The 18,092-nt window shown below is 38.3% G+C and carries 18 protein-coding genes and 1 other RNA gene; 7 read left to right on the forward strand and 12 right to left on the reverse strand.

Translation table 11 applies throughout. The features are described from left to right. Positions 1 to 52 precede the first annotated feature (52 nt). The 4 genes from dolP to H5116_RS05775 are packed head-to-tail and all read right to left on the reverse strand — an operon-like array spanning position 53 to position 3,511. On the reverse strand, positions 53 to 619 hold the full coding sequence (gene dolP / locus H5116_RS05760) for a division/outer membrane stress-associated lipid-binding lipoprotein (RefSeq protein ID WP_039485369.1): 567 nt from the start codon (positions 617 to 619) through the stop codon (positions 53 to 55). Further along, positions 612 to 1,205: an SIS domain-containing protein gene (locus H5116_RS05765; protein WP_002957968.1), complete on the reverse strand. Its 594-nt coding sequence runs from the start codon at positions 1,203 to 1,205 to the stop codon at positions 612 to 614. Before H5116_RS05765 ends, dolP begins: the two co-directional genes overlap by 8 nt. A 32-nt stretch (positions 1,206 to 1,237) precedes the next feature. Further along, on the reverse strand, positions 1,238 to 1,609 hold the full coding sequence (locus H5116_RS05770) for a YraN family protein (protein ID WP_149602130.1): 372 nt from the start codon (positions 1,607 to 1,609) through the stop codon (positions 1,238 to 1,240). 24 nt (positions 1,610 to 1,633) lie between these two features. Beyond that, on the reverse strand, positions 1,634 to 3,511 hold the full coding sequence (locus tag H5116_RS05775) for a penicillin-binding protein activator (RefSeq protein ID WP_182715715.1): 1,878 nt from the start codon (positions 3,509 to 3,511) through the stop codon (positions 1,634 to 1,636). Positions 3,512 to 3,572: 61 nt separating this feature from the next. On the opposite strand from H5116_RS05775, the gene rsmI reads away from it, so the two are divergent. Together rsmI and rnpB are read left to right on the forward strand one after the other, a co-directional pair. Then, positions 3,573 to 4,430, forward strand: a complete 858-nt coding sequence (gene rsmI, locus H5116_RS05780) for a 16S rRNA (cytidine(1402)-2'-O)-methyltransferase (RefSeq protein WP_154903851.1) — start codon at positions 3,573 to 3,575, stop codon at positions 4,428 to 4,430. 41 nt (positions 4,431 to 4,471) lie between these two features. Then, positions 4,472 to 4,849: RNase P RNA component class A (gene rnpB / locus H5116_RS05785), an RNA gene on the forward strand. A 268-nt stretch (positions 4,850 to 5,117) separates the two neighbouring features. Here the strand turns inward: rnpB and H5116_RS05790 are convergent. Both H5116_RS05790 and H5116_RS05795 read right to left on the reverse strand, forming a co-directional pair. After that, positions 5,118 to 6,266 carry a lipase family protein gene (locus H5116_RS05790; RefSeq protein WP_154903852.1) on the reverse strand — a complete coding sequence of 383 codons (1,149 nt, stop codon included), beginning with the start codon at positions 6,264 to 6,266 and terminating at the stop codon, positions 5,118 to 5,120. Positions 6,267 to 6,298: 32 nt separating this feature from the next. Next, a complete protein-coding gene (locus tag H5116_RS05795; protein WP_154903853.1) occupies positions 6,299 to 6,829 on the reverse strand; it encodes a DUF6795 domain-containing protein in 531 nt (176 codons plus the stop codon). 320 nt (positions 6,830 to 7,149) lie between these two features. Here H5116_RS05795 and H5116_RS05800 point away from each other — a divergent pair, with 320 nt between their 5' ends. Then, positions 7,150 to 7,488 carry a transposase gene (locus H5116_RS05800; protein WP_259395014.1) on the forward strand — a complete coding sequence of 113 codons (339 nt, stop codon included), beginning with the start codon at positions 7,150 to 7,152 and terminating at the stop codon, positions 7,486 to 7,488. Positions 7,489 to 7,786: 298 nt separating this feature from the next. On the opposite strand, the gene H5116_RS05805 is transcribed toward H5116_RS05800, so the two are convergent. After that, positions 7,787 to 8,866, reverse strand: coding sequence for a mechanosensitive ion channel family protein (locus tag H5116_RS05805; RefSeq protein WP_154903854.1), 1,080 nt, complete (start codon positions 8,864 to 8,866; stop codon positions 7,787 to 7,789). A 127-nt stretch (positions 8,867 to 8,993) separates the two neighbouring features. On the opposite strand from H5116_RS05805, the gene H5116_RS05810 reads away from it, so the two are divergent. Beyond that, positions 8,994 to 9,947 (forward strand): YihY/virulence factor BrkB family protein, encoded by a 954-nt coding sequence (locus H5116_RS05810; RefSeq protein ID WP_154903855.1) that lies wholly within the window; start codon positions 8,994 to 8,996, stop codon positions 9,945 to 9,947. A gap of 3 nt (positions 9,948 to 9,950) precedes the next feature. On the opposite strand, the gene H5116_RS05815 is transcribed toward H5116_RS05810, so the two are convergent. Together H5116_RS05815 and H5116_RS05820 are read right to left on the reverse strand one after the other, a co-directional pair. Further along, complete coding sequence (locus H5116_RS05815; protein WP_154903856.1) at positions 9,951 to 10,838, reverse strand: LysR family transcriptional regulator; 888 nt, start codon at positions 10,836 to 10,838, stop codon at positions 9,951 to 9,953. An 88-nt stretch (positions 10,839 to 10,926) separates the two neighbouring features. Then, on the reverse strand, positions 10,927 to 14,031 hold the full coding sequence (locus H5116_RS05820; protein WP_182715716.1) for an EAL domain-containing protein: 3,105 nt from the start codon (positions 14,029 to 14,031) through the stop codon (positions 10,927 to 10,929). A 201-nt stretch (positions 14,032 to 14,232) separates the two neighbouring features. On the opposite strand from H5116_RS05820, the gene H5116_RS05825 reads away from it, so the two are divergent. Both H5116_RS05825 and H5116_RS05830 read left to right on the forward strand, forming a co-directional pair. Continuing rightward, positions 14,233 to 15,075 carry a pirin family protein gene (locus tag H5116_RS05825; RefSeq protein ID WP_154903858.1) on the forward strand — a complete coding sequence of 281 codons (843 nt, stop codon included), beginning with the start codon at positions 14,233 to 14,235 and terminating at the stop codon, positions 15,073 to 15,075. Between the two features lie 21 nt (positions 15,076 to 15,096). Continuing rightward, positions 15,097 to 16,071 (forward strand): glutathione S-transferase family protein, encoded by a 975-nt coding sequence (locus H5116_RS05830; protein WP_182715717.1) that lies wholly within the window; start codon positions 15,097 to 15,099, stop codon positions 16,069 to 16,071. Between the two features lie 3 nt (positions 16,072 to 16,074). Here the strand turns inward: H5116_RS05830 and H5116_RS05835 are convergent, their stop codons facing one another. Genes H5116_RS05835 through H5116_RS05845 form a run of 3 tightly spaced genes read right to left on the reverse strand, consistent with a single transcriptional unit; the run spans position 16,075 to position 17,119 of the window. Continuing rightward, positions 16,075 to 16,317, reverse strand: coding sequence for a hypothetical protein (locus H5116_RS05835; RefSeq protein WP_024596383.1), 243 nt, complete (start codon positions 16,315 to 16,317; stop codon positions 16,075 to 16,077). Position 16,318: 1 nt separating this feature from the next. Beyond that, on the reverse strand, positions 16,319 to 16,774 hold the full coding sequence (locus H5116_RS05840) for a hypothetical protein (protein WP_024596382.1): 456 nt from the start codon (positions 16,772 to 16,774) through the stop codon (positions 16,319 to 16,321). A 6-nt stretch (positions 16,775 to 16,780) separates the two neighbouring features. Further along, positions 16,781 to 17,119, reverse strand: coding sequence for a hypothetical protein (locus H5116_RS05845; RefSeq protein WP_002957982.1), 339 nt, complete (start codon positions 17,117 to 17,119; stop codon positions 16,781 to 16,783). A 496-nt stretch (positions 17,120 to 17,615) separates the two neighbouring features. On the opposite strand from H5116_RS05845, the gene mraZ reads away from it, so the two are divergent. Then, the gene (gene mraZ, locus H5116_RS05850) at positions 17,616 to 18,074 is read left to right on the forward strand and encodes a division/cell wall cluster transcriptional repressor MraZ (protein WP_007582904.1); all 459 of its coding nucleotides are present in this window, start codon (positions 17,616 to 17,618) and stop codon (positions 18,072 to 18,074) included. The last annotated feature ends 18 nt before the right edge of the window (positions 18,075 to 18,092 follow it).

Below are 18,092 nucleotides of genomic sequence, written 5' to 3' on the forward strand. Positions count from 1 at the left end.
AAATGCAAAAAAAACCGCTTAATAAGCGGTTTTTTTATGTCTGTATTTTACTTTACATATATTCGAATACTTTAATTACACGCTCTACGCCAGATACATTTCGGGCAATGTTTACAGCTTGAGTAGACTCAGAGTCAGATACTAAACCCATTAAAAATACTTCAGCGTTTTCAGTAACTACTTTAATGTTATTACTGCTAATGTCTTTTGCTGTTAGTAGCTGAGCTTTTACTTTAGAAGTTAACCAAGAGTCATGCGTTTGTGTAGTAATGCCAATATTTGAGCCAATACGAATTTGGTTATGTATCTTACGAATACCTGAAACGCCCTCAATGGTACGCTGTGCTTCGTTTCTCATTTCTTCATTAGATACTTGGCCTACAAGTAAAACAATACCGTTAACGCTTACAGCGCTTATATTGGCAAACTTTTCAAGGCGTTCTACTTCGCTAAGTGCAATACTGGCTTTTATTTCAATATTGTTATCGTCAATTTGAGAGCCAATGGTACGGCGATCGTTCGCTGCAGTTACTGCACTGGCTGTACCTGCAACAACAGCAGCTGCGCAGCCTTGTAGTAATACAACAGTACCTAAAACAATAAGAGAGCGTTTAAACATAATTTTCATCCTGAGGGAAAAGCGTTAAATCAACAAGTTCGCTTAAACAATGTAAGTTAACTAAATGGGATTCGATAATGCGGCTAGGGCGTTTAGATGGGGATCTAATTTCAACATCGTTAGGGCCAAGTAGGCCAACCAACTCGCCACCATCATCACCAACCATAACTATGACCTTCATATCTTTAGTTAGTGCAGCTTCAACGGCAGAAATAACATGTTTTTCGTTACCGTTAATAGCCAGTACAAGCAATAAATCACCTTGCTGAGCAAAAGCGCGGACTTGGCGAGCAAATGTATCGTGATCGTCTACCTGAGTACTTTGTCCAAGGTTAACGTTTTCTTGCGATAGAGCAATTGCGGGTAAACAAGGACGCTCGGTTTCATAGTGATTAACCAATACTCCCGCCATGTGCTGGGCGAGCATGTGGCAATTTGCAGTACCGCAGCAAATGAGTTTATTTCCGTTGATCAGACTTTGTGCAATAGTAAATGCAGCTGACTCAAGCGCACTAGGTAGCACTTCACCAGCAGCGATTTGAACTTGAATGCTTTCTGTAAAAATTTCTTTAATTGTGTCTTGCATAGCCTACCAATAATTTATCTTTGTATTTGCGTTTAAAATACATTTTTAAGCCAATTAATATTAGGAGATGCTTCTCCTGTAATGGCTACATAATCAATTCTTAGTGCTTGGTTAGTTAAATTTTTAGCTGCTAAGTAATGATAAATACTACGTTTTAATCGAGCTTGTTTTTGTGGGCTAAGTGCATAGTTGGCACCGCCACGGGCATTATTTTTGCGAAACTTGACCTCAATGAATACAAGGGTGTCGCCTTCTTTCATAATGACATCAAGCTCGCCAAAGGGGCAGTAATAATTACGTTCAATGGGTGTTAAGCCCTGAGTAACTAAGTATTTTTGCGCTTCAAGCTCATAATACAGGCCTTTTTCGCGACTATTGTGCCACAGCTCTTTAAACCACGACATGCCGCCCCCTTAACTTAATAAAGTTTAATTTATAGTTTGTATATCACCCGCTGATTGCATAAACAATGGTACCGGGCGTTGTGTTTCTAATTGCACAGGCTTAATGCGACGGTTTGTATATTGAGCCCAGTCGAGCATACGTTCTATATGGCCGCTGGTATTAACAGATAACTTACCGCTTAAGCCACTATATTGATTGCCTGGCATTACGCTTAACTGTCTAATGTCATGTAATATTGATACTGCATCGTATGCCATTGCAAATAAGCGTTGGCTAATATCAATTTGCTCTGGCCATAGAGAGTTGTACTGTTGGCGTAAATTATGTTGTTTAATTTGTGAATCAAGCATCCACGGTAATTCAGTGAAGTATAGGCCGTCTAAGTCGCCTTTGTCTGTACTGTCAATTTGTTTACTATGACTTTTAGAGCTTGCATAAAGTGGAATGCGATCAGCAAATGTACTGACGTTTACATCAAGGTAAGGTTTAATTAAGCGAGTTTCTATTGCATCACCCAAAATATAAATAACGTCTATATCACTGCGTGAACGCGTTTCGTTTTCTACTTCTTGCTTAAATAATGCTTTAACTGTTTGTATGCGATCTTTTGACTTATCAACTTCTAATAAGCTGGTAATTGTGTTCGGCATATCTTTTTTATCGTTATAAAAACCGATTTGTGGCTTGGTTTCGCTGTAGCGTTGCCACTGTAGGTTAAAATAATCAACTAAACGTTGGCCATTTGCATTATTTGGCGCAAGCAGCATAGGCTTTTGATAGCCCTTAGTTAAAAAGTGTTCCAGAGCTTGTTGTACTTCGTGCTCAGGGTTCAATGCAAAGTAATAATGCTGAAGCGAAATTCGCTCACCATCAAAGGTGTTTAAATGCAGTACCGGAGTATCAATAAGAGTTTGTGCATTGGCTAGTTTATCAATATTTGCTTTAAGTAGAGGACCAATTACAAAATCAGGCTTTATTTCTTCAAGTTGCGCTGCAATTTCTTCTGTACTTAAGTTTTCATCAATAAAAATAGTGTCGTTGATAGTTTGCGTATCAAGTGCAGCTAACACACCGGCTTTAAGCGCATCACCTAAGCGTTCGTTAGGGCCTGATTGTGGAAACAACACAACTAAACGCTCTATATTAATAGGGGCGAGCTCAGTAAGCATTTCGTCTTGTTCAGGTAATACAGAAAAAGCCGGATGCCCAATATAGCGCCTGCGCCAATTATTAATTGCTTGGTCTAGCTCCACGCCGCTACTTGCATATACTTGATAGTATAGACCAAGGTTTACCCAGCCTTGCTGGATAACCGAACCACGGTTAAAACGTTCAAGCGCATATGAAGAGAGCTGTTTTAAGTTATCCCACAAATTTTGATTGAGCTGAGGGATTTCTATATTGTTTTTTGTGGCTGTTTCAGAAGCTCTAAAGAAATAGGGGGCAGCTTTTTTAGGAAAGTTTTGCGATGCATAAATACTGGCTGTTAAAAACTGATGCCATGCAAAATGCTCAGGTTGAGTCAGTTGTCCGTCTAGCGATTGCAAAATCACCAAAGCTTGATCATTCTTATTCTGTTGTTTTTGTGCAAATGCAATATAAAGACGGTTTTGGATTTGATCAACACTTGCGGTTAATTCAAGCTCATTACCAATTTTCTCTAACAAAGGCCAATTTTGCTCACTAATTGCAGCATCACGGGCGCTATACAATAACTGTATTTTATCGGCACCTTGGCGGTTTTGCGCCAATTGATAGATAGATTGCGCACTGTTTGCCTGATTTTGCAGTGCATTAGTGCGGTTACTTACGTTATCGCTGTTTTTAGTTGGTTTTTCGGTTGTGCTACACGCCGATAACCCTGACAATATAATTAATAGACTAACTAGTTTAAGTCGCACAATGATTTCCCAATACGTTAACGCGATTTGCTTATATTACTGACTGACGCAGGAGACCTCAATGTTAAATGAGGAGAATTCACAGAAAATTGGCACTCTTTACATTGTTGCCACCCCAATTGGCAATTATGACGACTTAAGTCACCGTGCCATTGCGACATTATCGCAAGTTGACTTAATAGCTGCTGAAGACACTCGCCATACCGGCAAGCTACTTAGCCACTTTGGAATTAAGGCAAAAACGTTTGCATTACACGACCACAACGAAAAGCAAAAAGCACAACAAATTATTGATCAACTTAATCAAGGTTTAAATATTGCTTTAGTATCTGACGCTGGTACGCCACTAATTAGTGATCCAGGCTACGCGGTTGTAAATCTATGTCGTGAACAAGGCGCTCATGTTACACCTGTTCCAGGTGCATGTGCTGCAATTACAGCCGTATGTTGTTCAGGCTTACCAACCGATCGTTTTCAGTTTATTGGTTTTACGCCAGCTAAAAGCAAAGCTCGCCAAGACTTTTTTACCGAAGCTGTTAACTCAGGTATTACCAGCATAATGTACGAAAGTACGCACCGTATTATGGCAAGCCTTGATGATTTAGCACTAGCTCTTGGTGATGAGCAGCAAGTTGTGTTTGCTAAAGAGCTAACCAAAACCTTTGAAACATTTTTTAATGGTAGTGTAAGTGAGCTTAAACAGTTTTTAACAGATGATCCCACTAAGCAACGCGGCGAAATTGTATTAATGTTGCCGGGCAAACCAAAACTAGTAGACGATGTTCCACCAGAAGCGCGCAAAATGCTGGCACTGCTTGAGAGTGAAATGCCAATGAAAAAAGCCTGTGGCGTTGTTGCTGAATACTTTGGAATGAAGAAAAACGCTTTATACAAAACAATTATTGAAGAAAAAGAGTAAATTTTACTGCGCTTGGTATTAGCCTCATGTATACTGCGCGCCGAGTCAGCCAAGATGATCGCTGCCTGTGACGAAAATGATCAGGGGGAGGAAAGTCCGGGCTCCATAGGGCAGAGTGCCAGCTAACGGCTGGGGGGCGTGAGCCCACGACAAGTGCAGCAGAGAGGAGACCGCCAATCTCGATTGGTAAGGGTGAAAGGGTGCGGTAAGAGCGCACCGGGCCGCTAGTAATAGTCGGTTGCAAGGTAAACTCCACTCGGAGCAAGACCAAATAGGGTTCTATCATTTTAAATAATGAACGCGTGGCCCACGTGAGAACCGGGTAGGTTGCTTGAGCCATAGAGCGATTTATGGCCTAGACGAATGATTATCACTTTCTTCGGAAAGGACAAAACCCGGCTTACCGGCTGACTCACTCATTCAATAAAAAAGCCCGCAGTTAACGCTGCGGGCTTTTTTGTGCTTGTAAATTAAGGCAAGTAATTAGTTTTTGGCTATCTGTTTGCAGTACTCGTTAGAATTTCAACAAAGAGTGATAACCGGGCAGTGAGAAATTATGATGTATGAAGTCAAGATTTGGCCCCGTTGGCTTTTGCACATTGGCTTTTGTTAAATTTCACATAACACTAACAGCTTTACTTGTTAATAAAAAACCGCCATTTGGCGGTTTTTTTGTATAATTTCATTTTAGGAAGGTTTTGCTAATGCTATCGCTTCACCCGCAAGTGCGAAAATATTTTTAAGCATTAATTGTAAAATATGTCTAATCGAAGCGTAAGTAAAAGAAATTACCTTAAATGGATAGCCACAAAATGTTAGTATGTGCCCTAAAATCCCTTTTATATCTTTGGTACAGTTTTTAGAGAAGTCAATGCTATCAGCTAATGCTTTAGCTATCTGATCGTACACTGTGAGAGCGTTCGATAAATGATTTTGTATCGCATATAGCTTACCAGTATCACGTAAATGAGTTATTAAAGCTGCACCAATTTTCCTAGCCCATTTAGACGTGCGGCTACATTCTAGCCGTCTATCATAATCAAGCCTTACCTCTTCTTGAATTCGTTTTTCCATTCCTTTGTTGATAGCAGAGTAACTTTTGAAGTTGCTTGCTGTATGTAAATATCCTGGCGTCTCATTAGTCATACTATGTGCTTTTGGAGTAATAGTGGCAGCACCGTGTAAAATATATTCTTGTTCAGTATGCATAAATGGCCACACAGGCACTAAAGGAACTGGATCTGCGGCATGTACGCAACGATAGATGTTGTTATCTGTTGCGGACTCTGTTTTTACAGCAAAGCTATTATAACCAACGCGCGGCGCACCAAAAGTATATAATTTTACATTGGCACCGAAACGTTGCTTTAGCCAGTTAGCAGCTAAGTTTGCTAAAGCCCCACCTAAACTATGACCTACAACATGAATGTTTAACTTTTTCTTAGTGCTTTTTTTAAAGTATAGTTCTAACTGATTTTTGAAAGAGTTAAATGTATGGTTAAAGCCTGCATGTACAGGTTGATTATTACTACAAGTACTTAAACCACAATGTAAATCAGTGACAACATCACGAACTTTAGCCGTGCCTCGTAAAGCTAAAACATAATCATCTTCATATGCTCCTTTCTTACCCTTTGCAATGCAGCCAAAATTGGTCGAGTGGTTAAAAACTCGTTCGAGAATAGAACCACTTACACCTTTTATAGATTCTGATTCGAATGAAAATAAAGAGCTAATTCTTTCAAAATATGGATTAGCTCTCAAGCCTCTTTTGTCAAGGCTTTCGTATGAGATAGCTGCAAAATTAGCAGCTATTGCAGGGCTTAAAACATTCATTAATATTTCCTTATAATTTAGTTTTTGATTTATTAATTATTATCCGTTTCAATTTCTGAAAGGTCAAAATAAGCATTTTGTTCCACTACTTCAAAATCATCAGACCAACGACAAATACTTAAAGCCTCAAATTTATAGCCTTCAGTTTTCTTATTCTGAAATTTAAAAAGAACCTTTCCATTAGAGATGTCGGCTATTAATTGCCTTAACTTTCTTGCATATTCCTCTCGATATTTAACGCCTGATAATCTAGAACCCCAAAGGCAATATTCTTCATTATTGTAGGATAGATAAATAGCTTGAGAAGTGAAAATCTCAGCAAGTGGGACTGCTGGTTGATTAGAACGGATATTAATTTCAGGTAATGAGAAGCCCCCATTATTATCCGTGTAAGTGAAATCTTCAACACTTTTACCATCAGAAAAATTCAATACTCTCTCTATTTTTACATTCGATAAAGGTTTGCCTTTTTCACTAGCTTGGCCTTTTACCTCAGGGCACAAGTGCACTTTGTAAGCACCAATATGATTACCAAACTTTTTAAGTGTTGTTAAAAATGACATAAACAAGAAGCCTTAAAAATAGGCTGTGAATTTTTTGTGGGGAGGCTACATGATTCCCTTGCAAACTTTAATATTCACATGCCTTTGTAAATAGATCTCATATGATAAACAAGCTTATATAAAATACAATAGTTAAAACTTAAGATGTATAGATAAAGCGAAAGATGAAGCTGGGCGCGAAGAAAATGACTTTGAGCTAAGGTCATTAATATAAAGGTAGGAGGGTGTTAACTGCTTTTTAGCGATTCGGCAGGGTCAAATCTTACCTTCATACATCAATGATCTAGATTTATAGTTTATTGCTCATTGAGTTTATTATTATGGCTAGACCACTACGAATAGAGTATGAAAATGTGTTTTATCATGTGATGAATCGCGGAAGAGGGCGTGAAAACACCTTTTTGAGTGATGACGATTCTAAGCATTTTTTATACTGCATTGAGGAAGCCAGTTTTCGTTTTAATATTGAAGTGCATTCGTATTATTTAATGACCGATCATTACCACCTACTAATAAAAATCCCTGATGCAAACATGGGCAGAGCCATGAAACATATTAATGGTCTCTATACGCAATATTCTAATAGAACACATAATACAGATGGTGAACTGTTTAGAGGTCGATACAAGGCGGTGTTGGTGGATTGTAGTAGTAACTAGACCAGACTAGCTGTGGGCATCTGACCAATGAAGTAAATTTAAATCCAGAGAAAAAAGAAGCAATGCGGGCGGCATAAAATTTTATTTGATGTGACAACTAACTTGAAAAACTCCGCAAACAAAGGGCAAAAGTCGATTAATATCCTATAAAGCCTTTTGCCTTTTCATAAGATACTTCCTAACCAGCGTTAATATATATTAGCGTTGATTACTTATTTTGCTTATTTTGCTTATTTTGCTTATTGGGTCGAGAGTATTAATATTGAGCTAAATACTAATATATACAACTTCAGCATTATTAAATAATATTTTTACCTTGTTCTGGGTCTCTTGATTGCTCTGCTTGTTCACGTATTTCGTCGGTATCACTGCTCACATCATCAAGTGTTTTAGTTTGATCAACTGTTTCACTTTTTTCGCTTTGCACTTGCGATGGTTGTTTTTCCTCTAAATTAGAAACATTTTCACTAGGGTCGGTGAGTATAATTCTTTCTCGTGCATCATCAGGCATGCTGATGTTTTGTTTTGTGAACTCATTGACTAATTCGCGCATAAGCTGGGAAGCTACTTTTAATGGACTGTGCTGCTCGCTATTAACCCAAAAATACAAAACGAAATTAATAGTAGATGAACCTAAGTTTTTTATTAAAACCTGCGCAGGTGGATCGCTAAGTACCGCATTTTGTTGATTGGCAATATCTAGGGCGAGGGTTTGTGCGCTGCGTATATCGTTATCATAGCCAATACCAATTTCTACTTTTCCGCGCATTTTTGGATTGGCAGTCAGGTTTTTAATGGTATTTTTATATACCGTCGCATTGGGTATTTGAATATGATTGCCATCGTAATCAACAAGTGTGGTTGCTCTTGCGGTTACTTTTTTAACAACACCTAAACGATTGTCTACTTCAATTACATCGTCGATTTTAAAAGGCCTTTGTATGCTCAGTAATAAACTAGCGATAAAGTTCTCAGCTATGTCTCTAAAGGCAAAACCTAATATAAGTCCTATTAGTCCCGTGCCACTCATAATGGCAACAGCAAACTCTGTAAGCCCTGCTAAACGCAGGAATAAGTACACGCCAAATAAAATAATTAAAGTGCTTATACTACGCCTTACAACTAGATGAACTAGTTTACTGTCAGTCATGTAGTCAATAGGCTTTATAAGCAATCGAGAAAGTGGCCCTGCAATTAAATAGCTTAATGCTAAAAGTATTATACCGAGTAATAGTGTGGGTAATATTTGCGCTGTTGCATGAAGTAATTGCACAGCTTGTTCATGAAAAAACTGCCACGAAAACACATTGCCTTGAAAACTTTGCGTGCTGTGAGGCGTATTGTTTAAAGCTATAATGTTTGATTGGCTACTAGGCATGGCTTATCGTCCGTGTTTGGTTTTTATAATCGTTAATATTAGGTAACAGCAAGTTTAGTACCAAATACTTTATTTAACTTGGCAAACATTTTGCTGTAGTAATGTAATACAAATATTGAGGTTTAGAATGAAAGAAGCTAAACGAGGACAGCAAGCTGAGCAGCCTAGTCATATCCCTTTTATAGGTTGGTGGGATATTGTTAAGCGCATTTTTAAGCAAATGAGTGAAGATAACTTATCTATAGTGGCAGCGGGTGTGGCATTTTATGCGTTACTTGCTATTTTTCCGGCCATTGCGGCGATGGTATCTGTGTATGCGTACTTTTCATCCCCTGCAGATATTAGTGATCATTTAAGTAAAATAGTTACTTTGCTCCCACCAAGTACCAGTGAACTAATTTTATCTCAGGTTTCTAGCCTTGCAAAAACATCAAGTGCAAGCTTGAGCTTAAGTGCAATTGGTACGCTTATACTTACTATTTGGAGTAGTTCTAAGGGCAGCCAAGCACTTATTACTGCGTGTAATATTAGTTATCGTGAATATGAAAAACGTTCATTTTTTAAAGCTCAATTAGTACGCTTTTTATTTTCGGTAGGGGCGATTGTTGTCGCAATTTTTGCGTTATTAATTATTGGTATTTTGCCTATTGTGCTTAATTTAGTGGGGCTCAAAGAAAGTATAGATTTATTAATTAAACTCATCTCTTGGCCATTATTAGCTTTTACCTTTAATTTTGCATTGGTACTTTTATATCGTTATGCCCCACATCGTAAACCGGCCAAATGGCGTTGGATCACGATGGGTTCGTCTATTGCTACTGTGCTTTGGATTTTGGCATCTATAGGTTTTTCATTTTATGTGTCGCGTTTTTCTAGTTACAACGAAACTTACGGTTCACTAGGTGGTGTAGTGATTATGTTGATGTGGTTGTACATCAGCGCTTATATAATCACATTAGGTGCTGTTATTAATGCTGCAACTGAACAGCAAACAGGTAAAGACAGTACTATAGGCCCAGCTAAAGAGCGTGGGCAGCGAGGCGCCTATGTGGCAGATCACCTCGATGTAAAAAACGAATAGCCATTAGCTAGCTAAGTTAGTGAGAGCCGTAAGCTGCTCTTTAAACTCTTGTGCTGCAGGACCAAGCCTGTCGTTGTCGTTGCACATTAAATATAAATTAAGGGTACGGGTTGTACCTTGGTCTAAATTTAGTGGGACGAGCGTTTTATCTTCAATTAAATGTGCTATTTGTGTTTTTGGCAGCCAAGCGTAACCCAAATTTTGACTAACCATATCAATAGAGTTGCGTAAATGGCTTACTGTCCAGCGCATATCAGCACCTAACCAGCCATCATTGTGACTGGTGTGTGTTGCTGAGTCGCGAACTACTATTTGCCGGTGTAGCTTTAAATCGCGAAAGTTGAGTTGTTCAGTTTGTTGTTGTAATACATGGTCTTTATGCGCAACGGCTATAAACTCTATATCGCATAACGTACTGCAACTAATTCCATAGATAGGAATTGATGAAATGGCTAAATCAACCACTGAGTTATGTAGTAATTCGTTTGCACCGGTTAGCACGCTTTCTACTAAATCAATCTTTAAAAGCGGGTAAAGTTCACTCGTTTTAGCAAGTGCCTGGTATAAAATGGTGTGTGGAAAAACTTCATCAACAGCTATTTTTAACGTGCTTTCTACGCCTTCGCTTAGTGTACTTGCTACCGATTCTATTTTAGTTGCTTCTTCAATTAAAAATTCAGCTCTGCGTAAAATTAGTTTACCGCTATCGGTTAAAAATGCTTTACGACCTTTTACTTCAAGCAACTTAATTTGCAAGGCGGCTTCAAGTTTTTGAACAGCATGGTGTACGGTTGACTGACTTTTATGTACAGCTGCACTTGCGCCTGCAAATCCGCCGTGATCCACAACCGCCTTAAACATTCGCCATTGCTCTAATGTTGCTTTTGCCATTTTTAAATCCTGTTACTACTTATATCTGATTGCTTAACTTGACCGCGCAGACGCATTATTTATTGCGTAACAGTGATTTTTTGTTTATTTATTTTAATAAAGCGACTTTTTTATCAGCTAGAAGTGCCATAAAACTGCTTTTATTTAAAGGTCTTGAAAATAAATAACCTTGTCCGTAATCACATCCGGCTTCAAGTAATAGCTGCATTTGTAATTTAGTTTCAATTCCTTCGGCGATTACTTTTAAGCCCAGTTGATGCGCCATAACAATTATTGCTTCACACAGTGCAAGTTCTTGACTGCCTACTTGGATATTATCAACAAAACGTTTATCTATTTTTAAATAGTCGGTATCCATTTCTTGTAAGTAAGCGAGTGACGAATATCCTGTACCAAAATCATCAAGGGCAAGCTGCATACCTGATTTTACTATTTCTTTTAAGCGACGTTGCGTTAATGCTTCGGGGTTAATCATTAGGCCTTCAGTTATTTCTGCCACAATTGAGGATGCAGGTAATTTTGCAGCTTTTAGCATATCGTACCATTCATCTATACCACTCTCTGGCGTGGATAACTGCACTGGCGACACGTTTACACTTATTTGAAAAGTGTCATCGGTTAGGGTTTTTATATCGTTAAGCGTTTGCAAGGTTTGAGCAAATACAAATTGGCCAATTGCATTTATTTGCCTAGTTTCTTCAGCAAGAGGAATAAATGCGACAGGGCTAATTAGGCCTTTTTCGGGATGTTGCCAACGAATAAGTGCTTCAGCTTTATGAATATGTAAATCATTCAAAGCAACAATGGGCTGATAAAACAACTCAAACTGTTCAAGTTCAATGGCACTTCGTAAGTCTTTTAATAGCACCATGCGCGCGTGTGCATATTCGCGCATGTCAGCAGAGAAAAATTCAAAACAGTTACGACCATTACTTTTTGCTTTATACATAGCCTGATCGGCTGCTTTTAAAAGCTGTTCAGTATTTTCACCATCATTAGGGGCGCATGCTATGCCCATGCTGGCGCTAATAAATAATTCTTCGTTTTCAAGATGCAAAGCCGACGATAGGCTAAGCAAAATATTACTGGCAATTTGATTAATATGACGCGTACTTTTTATACGATTAAACACAATAACAAACTCATCACCACCAATACGTGCCACAAACTCAGCATTTTTTGCCGACTGGACTATACGCTGAGATACGAGTTTTAATAAGTTATCACCATAGTGATGGCCTAATGTGTCATTAATATCTTTAAAGTGATCTATATCTAAAAGCATGACAACCAATTGATTGTCGGGAGTAACAACGTTTGAAAATCGTTGATTTAATCGCTCCTTTAACTCTAAACGATTTGGTAAGTCAGTTAGGTGATCATAGTGAGCTTGTCGCCAAATTGTTTCATCGGCTTGTTTTTTCTCAGTGAGGTCTGTGAATATCGCGATTCGACGAATAGGTGCTTTGTTTGTATCATAAACCGTATCGATTGTGAGCCACTCAGAGTAAAGCTGCCCGTTCTTTTTACGGTTAATAACCTCGCCTTGCCAGCGGCCTGTTTGCTGTAATTCAGACCACATTTTATTGTAAAAATTCTTATCATGTTTTCCTGATGAAAGAATTGAAGAGGATCGCCCAATAACTTCTTCTTTATTATATAAAGTCGTTTTGCAAAACGCAGGGTTTACATCAAATATTATACCCGCTGGATCGGTGATTGCCATGCCTTCACTACTGTTGTTATACACTAGCGAGGCAAGGTGGAGTGCTTCTTCATTTATTTTTCGTTGTGTTATATCTCTTAGCACAACAACGTATTCATTTTTACTTTGCATTGCACTAATACGCGCTTCAAAGCTGCGTTTAGGATCTGATTTTTCGAGTGTAAATTCTAAATTACTCGAAACATCAAGCTTAGATAACTGCGATAACAAAAGCTGCACATTGTTGTGAGAAAGTATTGATGACAAATGAGGTACTGCAGTGCTGTTTGTGTTTACTTGAGGCTTAAATTGCCCCGTTATGTTGAGAATATCGCCATGGATGTTAATTCTAACGTAACTGTCGGGTAGAGTATTAAGCAAGCTGGTAAGCTCATCGTGCTTGTTTTTTAAATTAGCTTCAGCTGTTAACCTAGTTTGCGCCATTGATTTAAAGCGCTGATAGAGAGTATTTAGCTCTGGATTATTTGGCTGTGTTTTTTGTGACGGCATTTCGCCCTTAGCCAACACGTTTGTTGCATTTGTTAGATTATTAATTGGGTCGATAATGCTGGTTTTAAGCAGCTTACGTGCAATTAAACATAGCACTAGCAGTGATAAAATAAATACACCAATCGCTATAAAAAAATTATTATTTATTTGCTTTAAAGCATGCGTAATAGGAAGTGCAATATGTATATTTAAGCTGTTATTACTCGGATCTTTATAAATAATAGAGTGATGAAGCATTCGATCTTCACCCTCAATAGATTTTATTTTTGTTGATGCCTCATTATCAATCGAAGAATCAGTTGCTAATAAAGTCTTTGCAATATTATCGCCAAGGGCTGCAGTTGTTGGTGGGTAACGCGCTAAAATTTTTCCATTAGAATCAGCGATTGCAGCAATAGAGCCAGGTGGCAGTTCAATATTATTAAAAGCATTGTTCCACCAGTCAAGCGCAACAACGATAACTACAACGCCCTGAATTACATTTTTTTTATTAATGATAGGTAACGCAAAGTTAAGGGTGTTTTTTTGCAAGTTTCTATCGTGCTGAAAATAACCTACTGACAATTGGTTACTTTTTAAGGCATTTTGAAAATACGCACGATCTGCAATACTTATTGTTTTGGCTAATCCGCTTGTTGTACACATGACAATGCCATTTGGATCTATAATCCCGATATTGGCAACATGGGCATAAATAGCTCTAAATTGATTAAAATAATTAGGGCAGGACGTTGCTAGATTTTCTTTCTTACTTTCCTCTTTAGACAAATAACGCGCTAAACGGTCAATATCATCGACTAAGTGCTTTTGCTGTAAAATTAATTGCTTAGCAATGTTTTCTACTTTTTTTTCACTTTGCTCAATAGAGTGGTGGCGTTCAAGCAGCAGGGTAAAAATAATTACAGCTGTGCCCGGAATGCTTAGCAATATAAGCAAACGATAAAGCTGATGTTTGAGAGAATAAGTAAAAATAACCATTCCTTAGTTTCGTATTTTGCAATAACAATTGTATCCAAATTCACTCCAAATAACCATAGTAATTATAAGGTTGAAAATGTAACCAATGAATCAATGTCGTTCTATTTTTTAGAACCTTAAGCTCGATTTAAAGACATAGTTGTTTTGTTTAATGAATGATTTAATAGCCTCATAAACTTATTCTTTAGAGTGAATTAAAAAATGAAAATATCAAAAATACTTACAGCTTATGCAACTCAAGATGGCGATGGCGTGAGCATTAGCCGTATACCTGGGTTTGATGGTAAATATTTAGATCCGTTTTTGATGATTGATGAACTTAAGTCAGACGACAAAAAAGATTATATGGGAGGCTTTCCAGAGCATCCGCACCGAGGAATTGAAACGTTTACTTATATTCTAAAAGGTGGCTTTGAGCATCGTGACCAAATGGGTAACAAAGAAGCAATTAAAGCAGGCGATGTGCAATGGATGAGCACAGGGCGCGGCGTCATGCACAGTGAAATGCCACTCGCTGATGCTATAGATGGTCTGCATGGCTTTCAAATTTGGATAAACATGCCAAGCGCAGAAAAAATGCGTGATTCACGTTATCAAGATACGACTAAAAACCCAGCTCCTAGTTTTACAAATACGCAAGGCGTGACGTTAAAAGCACTTGCGGGATCGTGGCAGTTCGAAAGTGAAACGCTTGCAAGCGAGCTGCAAAGTTTAGCTGCTAATGCGGCGCTCGCTGATATTACATTACCTGCTGGTAAAAGCATTTATTTAGAGCCTCTTAGCCAACAAAAAGTAATGCTTTATATTCATAGCGGCTCACTAATAATGAGCGACTATCAAACAATACCAGCGGGTAAGTTACTTATTTTAGAACCAGGCAGTGATATTAATATTAGCTCTGAGCACGGCGCTGGCGTTTTGGTTTTTGCAGGCGATCCACTTAATCAGCCAATTGCTCATATGGGTCCGTTTGTAATGACGACGCAAGCTGAAGTACAGCAAGCAGTGCGTGATTATCAAAGCGGCGAGTTTGGCAAAATATAACGGTATTTTTAGGAGAGTTTTATGGGATTATTAGTTAACGGCCAATGGCAAGATAAATGGTACGACACAGATTCAAGTAACGGTAAGTTTGAACGCGAAACGGCGCAGTTACGTCACTGGGTAACTGTTGATGGTAGCGCTGGAATAACGGGCGAGGCCGGATTTAAAGCACAAGCGAACAGGTATCATTTATATGTGTCACTTGCGTGTCCTTGGGCGCATCGAACGCTTATATTTAGATCGTTAAAAGGACTGCAAGATTTAATTACGGTGTCGGTTGTTAGCCCTGATATGCTTGATAGTGGTTGGGCTTTTGATACGCAAAACCACAGTACTGGTGATGCTTTATTTAATAGTAACTACTTACATCAAGTGTATACAAAAAATAATCCTAAGTATTCCGGGCGAGTTACCGTACCCGTATTGTGGGATAAAAAGCTAAATAAAATTGTCAGTAATGAGTCTGCCGATATTATACGTATGTTCAATAGTGCATTTAATGAATTAACAGGTAATAACGATGATTACTACCCAGAGGCACTACGACCAAAAATTGATGAATTAAATGCGTTGATTTATCCAAATATAAATAATGGTGTTTATCGTACGGGATTCGCAACAACTCAAGATGCATACGAAGAGGCGTTTAACGATTTATTCAAAGCACTCGATAAAGTAGAAGGGATACTGAGCAAGCAGCGTTATTTAACAGGTAATAGGCTCACCGAGGCAGATTGGCGATTATTCACTACACTCATTCGGTTTGATAGTGTGTACGTTGGCCATTTTAAATGTAATTTACGCACAATTGAAAGCTATCCTGCATTAAGTGGATACCTTAGGGAGCTATATCAAGTTAAAGGAGTGGCTGAAACAGTTGATTTTCATCATATTAAGCGTCACTACTATTTTAGTCACACAATGATCAACCCAACACAAGTTGTGCCAAGTGGTCCAAGTATTGATTACTTATCTGATCACGGTAGAAATGTTTAGCGCTTAAGCTATCAAGTTCACTAGCCAGCCGTATTTTCTTACGAAGCTGGTTTCGCTTTTACCCGCTTGTACTGCTGCACCTGCGATAAAGGCACTTGAAAGCCCAACTTTGGTTACGGCAAAACGCTTTAGTCTATATTGGAACGCTGCATGATGTTGGCGTTTCAATTCACTGCGCGTATCCATTTGCTTACTTAGAGCATCAACGTTTTCATTAGGTGCTTTAATTAAGTAGTTAACTAACATACTAATTTCCTTGTAAGTTAAATAGCTGCTTTAAACTTTTAAGTGTTTTACTAAAGCCAATTTTATTGCTTAAGTAAACTGTATTTTTCCAAAGCCATATTAAACAAGCAACTTGTAGTAAAGTAGCTGTTGCTATACTTAGCCATACCGACCCAAAAACATCGTATACACCGTATCCAACAGCACCTAGAAATCCTGCCCACAACAAAACCAAACCACTGGCAAAGCATCCTAAAAATATAGTGATCAATGCAAGCGATCTAAGCGATAACCGCCATTCAGCTTTAGCAAGCTGGTGGGTGATCTTTCCTTGAGTTTGGTAATCATCCTTGAGCTGCTTAGAATACTCTAAAAGCATTGCAACATGATCTTGCCAATCGTCCTTTTGGCTATGTTGCTCAGTAGTTTGGTCTTGCGCATTACCATCCTTGGTTGCTGTTGTTTGTGGGTTATTCATCACTAATTACTTACGACGAAGTAGTGATGTGATTAACATACCCGCAGCAAAAGCAATACCCGCAGTTGCTAATGGATTTTCAGAAGCAAAAGCACGAGTTTTTGCAGTACATTCGCTTAGTTTTTCACGTGCAATAAGTTGTTTTTCGCTCAATGCATCTGCTGAGCTAGAAGCTCCTTTACGCACACTGCTTTCAGCTGTTGCAGCTTTGCTAGAAAGTGCATCTACAGCATCGTGCGCCGCTGATGTTGCTTTCTCTGTAAGAGGAGACTCAGTATTTGTTAGTTTAACGTCAGGCTTAACATCTGAAGTTGTATTTGGTTTCGTATTCGTTGCAGTAGCCATAATCAATCCTTAATAAGTTAAAAATTTAAATAGTGATTTAGATGATGCAATGATTAAACCAAACTTGTTATTTATTTTAACTGCCTGAATTTGAAGGTTTTTGTTTGTATTTTTTAATTTTTGATAATTAGTATTTTAAAATAAACAGTAACTATTACTACACGGCTAGGTAAATTTTACAAAGAGGATAAAAACGCCTTAAAAATTGTAAATATTCATTGGTTATTCAGTAAGCAATGCATGTAAACAGAAAGTTATAAAAGCAATGCTGATATTTTTCTTTACCTCAATCCCACTTTTTCCCACGTAATTCAAACGCTTCGCTTGAGCCCTTATTTTTTCTAGCTTTGAGACTCACTAAAGCTGGTCAGCTTACTTGACAAAATGGCTTGTCAAGCCCTAAACTGGAGCACTGTGGTAAAAAGTGGTTTTTAGTGGATCTCATTGGATAAAATAAACAAAAAATTGAATAAAACAATTTCAAAGTAGGTTTTTTATGTTTCGTGGCGCGAGTTCACTGAGTTTGGATGATAAGGGGCGTTTTGCGGTACCGACAAAGTACCGAGAATCTCTGTTGTCTGAAGATCAGGGGACAGTTATTTGTACCGTCGCATTAAATGAACCGTGTTTATGGTTATATCCATTGGCTGAGTGGCTCGAAATAGAAAGCCGTTTAGCGAAAATATCTAATATGAATCCACGAGCTCGACGAATGCAACGTATGTTGCTAGGTAACGCTACAGAGTATCAACTTGATAAAAATGGTCGAATTTTGCTTGCGCCGTCATTACGTGCCCATGCATCTCTTGGCAAAAAAATCATGCTGGTTGGTTTGATGAATAAGTTTGAAATTTGGGACGAGGCGCGTTGGCACGAGCAAATGCAGCAAGATACTGAGCTTGAAAGGCTTGGTGATTTTGAACCTAACCAAGATTTAGATAATTTTACACTCTAACGGCACAAAAAAAGGCAC

The organism is Pseudoalteromonas sp. SG45-2, from assembly GCF_014164115.1.
Taxonomy (GTDB): domain Bacteria; phylum Pseudomonadota; class Gammaproteobacteria; order Enterobacterales; family Alteromonadaceae; genus Pseudoalteromonas; species Pseudoalteromonas distincta.

Coding starts and splice junctions, on each gene's coding strand:
- H5116_RS05795 (WP_154903853.1), bottom strand. CDS start 6,829: ATGTCATTTTTAACAACACTTAAAAAGTTTGGTAATCATATTGGTGCT.
- H5116_RS05830 (WP_182715717.1), top strand. CDS start 15,097: ATGGGATTATTAGTTAACGGCCAATGGCAAGATAAATGGTACGACACA.
- H5116_RS05840 (WP_024596382.1), bottom strand. CDS start 16,774: ATGAATAACCCACAAACAACAGCAACCAAGGATGGTAATGCGCAAGAC.
- mraZ (WP_007582904.1), top strand. CDS start 17,616: ATGTTTCGTGGCGCGAGTTCACTGAGTTTGGATGATAAGGGGCGTTTT.
- H5116_RS05825 (WP_154903858.1), top strand. CDS start 14,233: ATGAAAATATCAAAAATACTTACAGCTTATGCAACTCAAGATGGCGAT.
- H5116_RS05810 (WP_154903855.1), top strand. CDS start 8,994: ATGAAAGAAGCTAAACGAGGACAGCAAGCTGAGCAGCCTAGTCATATC.
- rsmI (WP_154903851.1), top strand. CDS start 3,573: ATGTTAAATGAGGAGAATTCACAGAAAATTGGCACTCTTTACATTGTT.
- H5116_RS05820 (WP_182715716.1), bottom strand. CDS start 14,031: ATGGTTATTTTTACTTATTCTCTCAAACATCAGCTTTATCGTTTGCTT.
- dolP (WP_039485369.1), bottom strand. CDS start 619: ATGTTTAAACGCTCTCTTATTGTTTTAGGTACTGTTGTATTACTACAA.
- H5116_RS05805 (WP_154903854.1), bottom strand. CDS start 8,866: ATGCCTAGTAGCCAATCAAACATTATAGCTTTAAACAATACGCCTCAC.
- H5116_RS05845 (WP_002957982.1), bottom strand. CDS start 17,119: ATGGCTACTGCAACGAATACGAAACCAAATACAACTTCAGATGTTAAG.
- H5116_RS05800 (WP_259395014.1), top strand. CDS start 7,150: ATGGCTAGACCACTACGAATAGAGTATGAAAATGTGTTTTATCATGTG.
- H5116_RS05815 (WP_154903856.1), bottom strand. CDS start 10,838: ATGGCAAAAGCAACATTAGAGCAATGGCGAATGTTTAAGGCGGTTGTG.
- H5116_RS05835 (WP_024596383.1), bottom strand. CDS start 16,317: ATGTTAGTTAACTACTTAATTAAAGCACCTAATGAAAACGTTGATGCT.
- H5116_RS05765 (WP_002957968.1), bottom strand. CDS start 1,205: ATGCAAGACACAATTAAAGAAATTTTTACAGAAAGCATTCAAGTTCAA.
- H5116_RS05790 (WP_154903852.1), bottom strand. CDS start 6,266: ATGAATGTTTTAAGCCCTGCAATAGCTGCTAATTTTGCAGCTATCTCA.
- H5116_RS05770 (WP_149602130.1), bottom strand. CDS start 1,609: ATGTCGTGGTTTAAAGAGCTGTGGCACAATAGTCGCGAAAAAGGCCTG.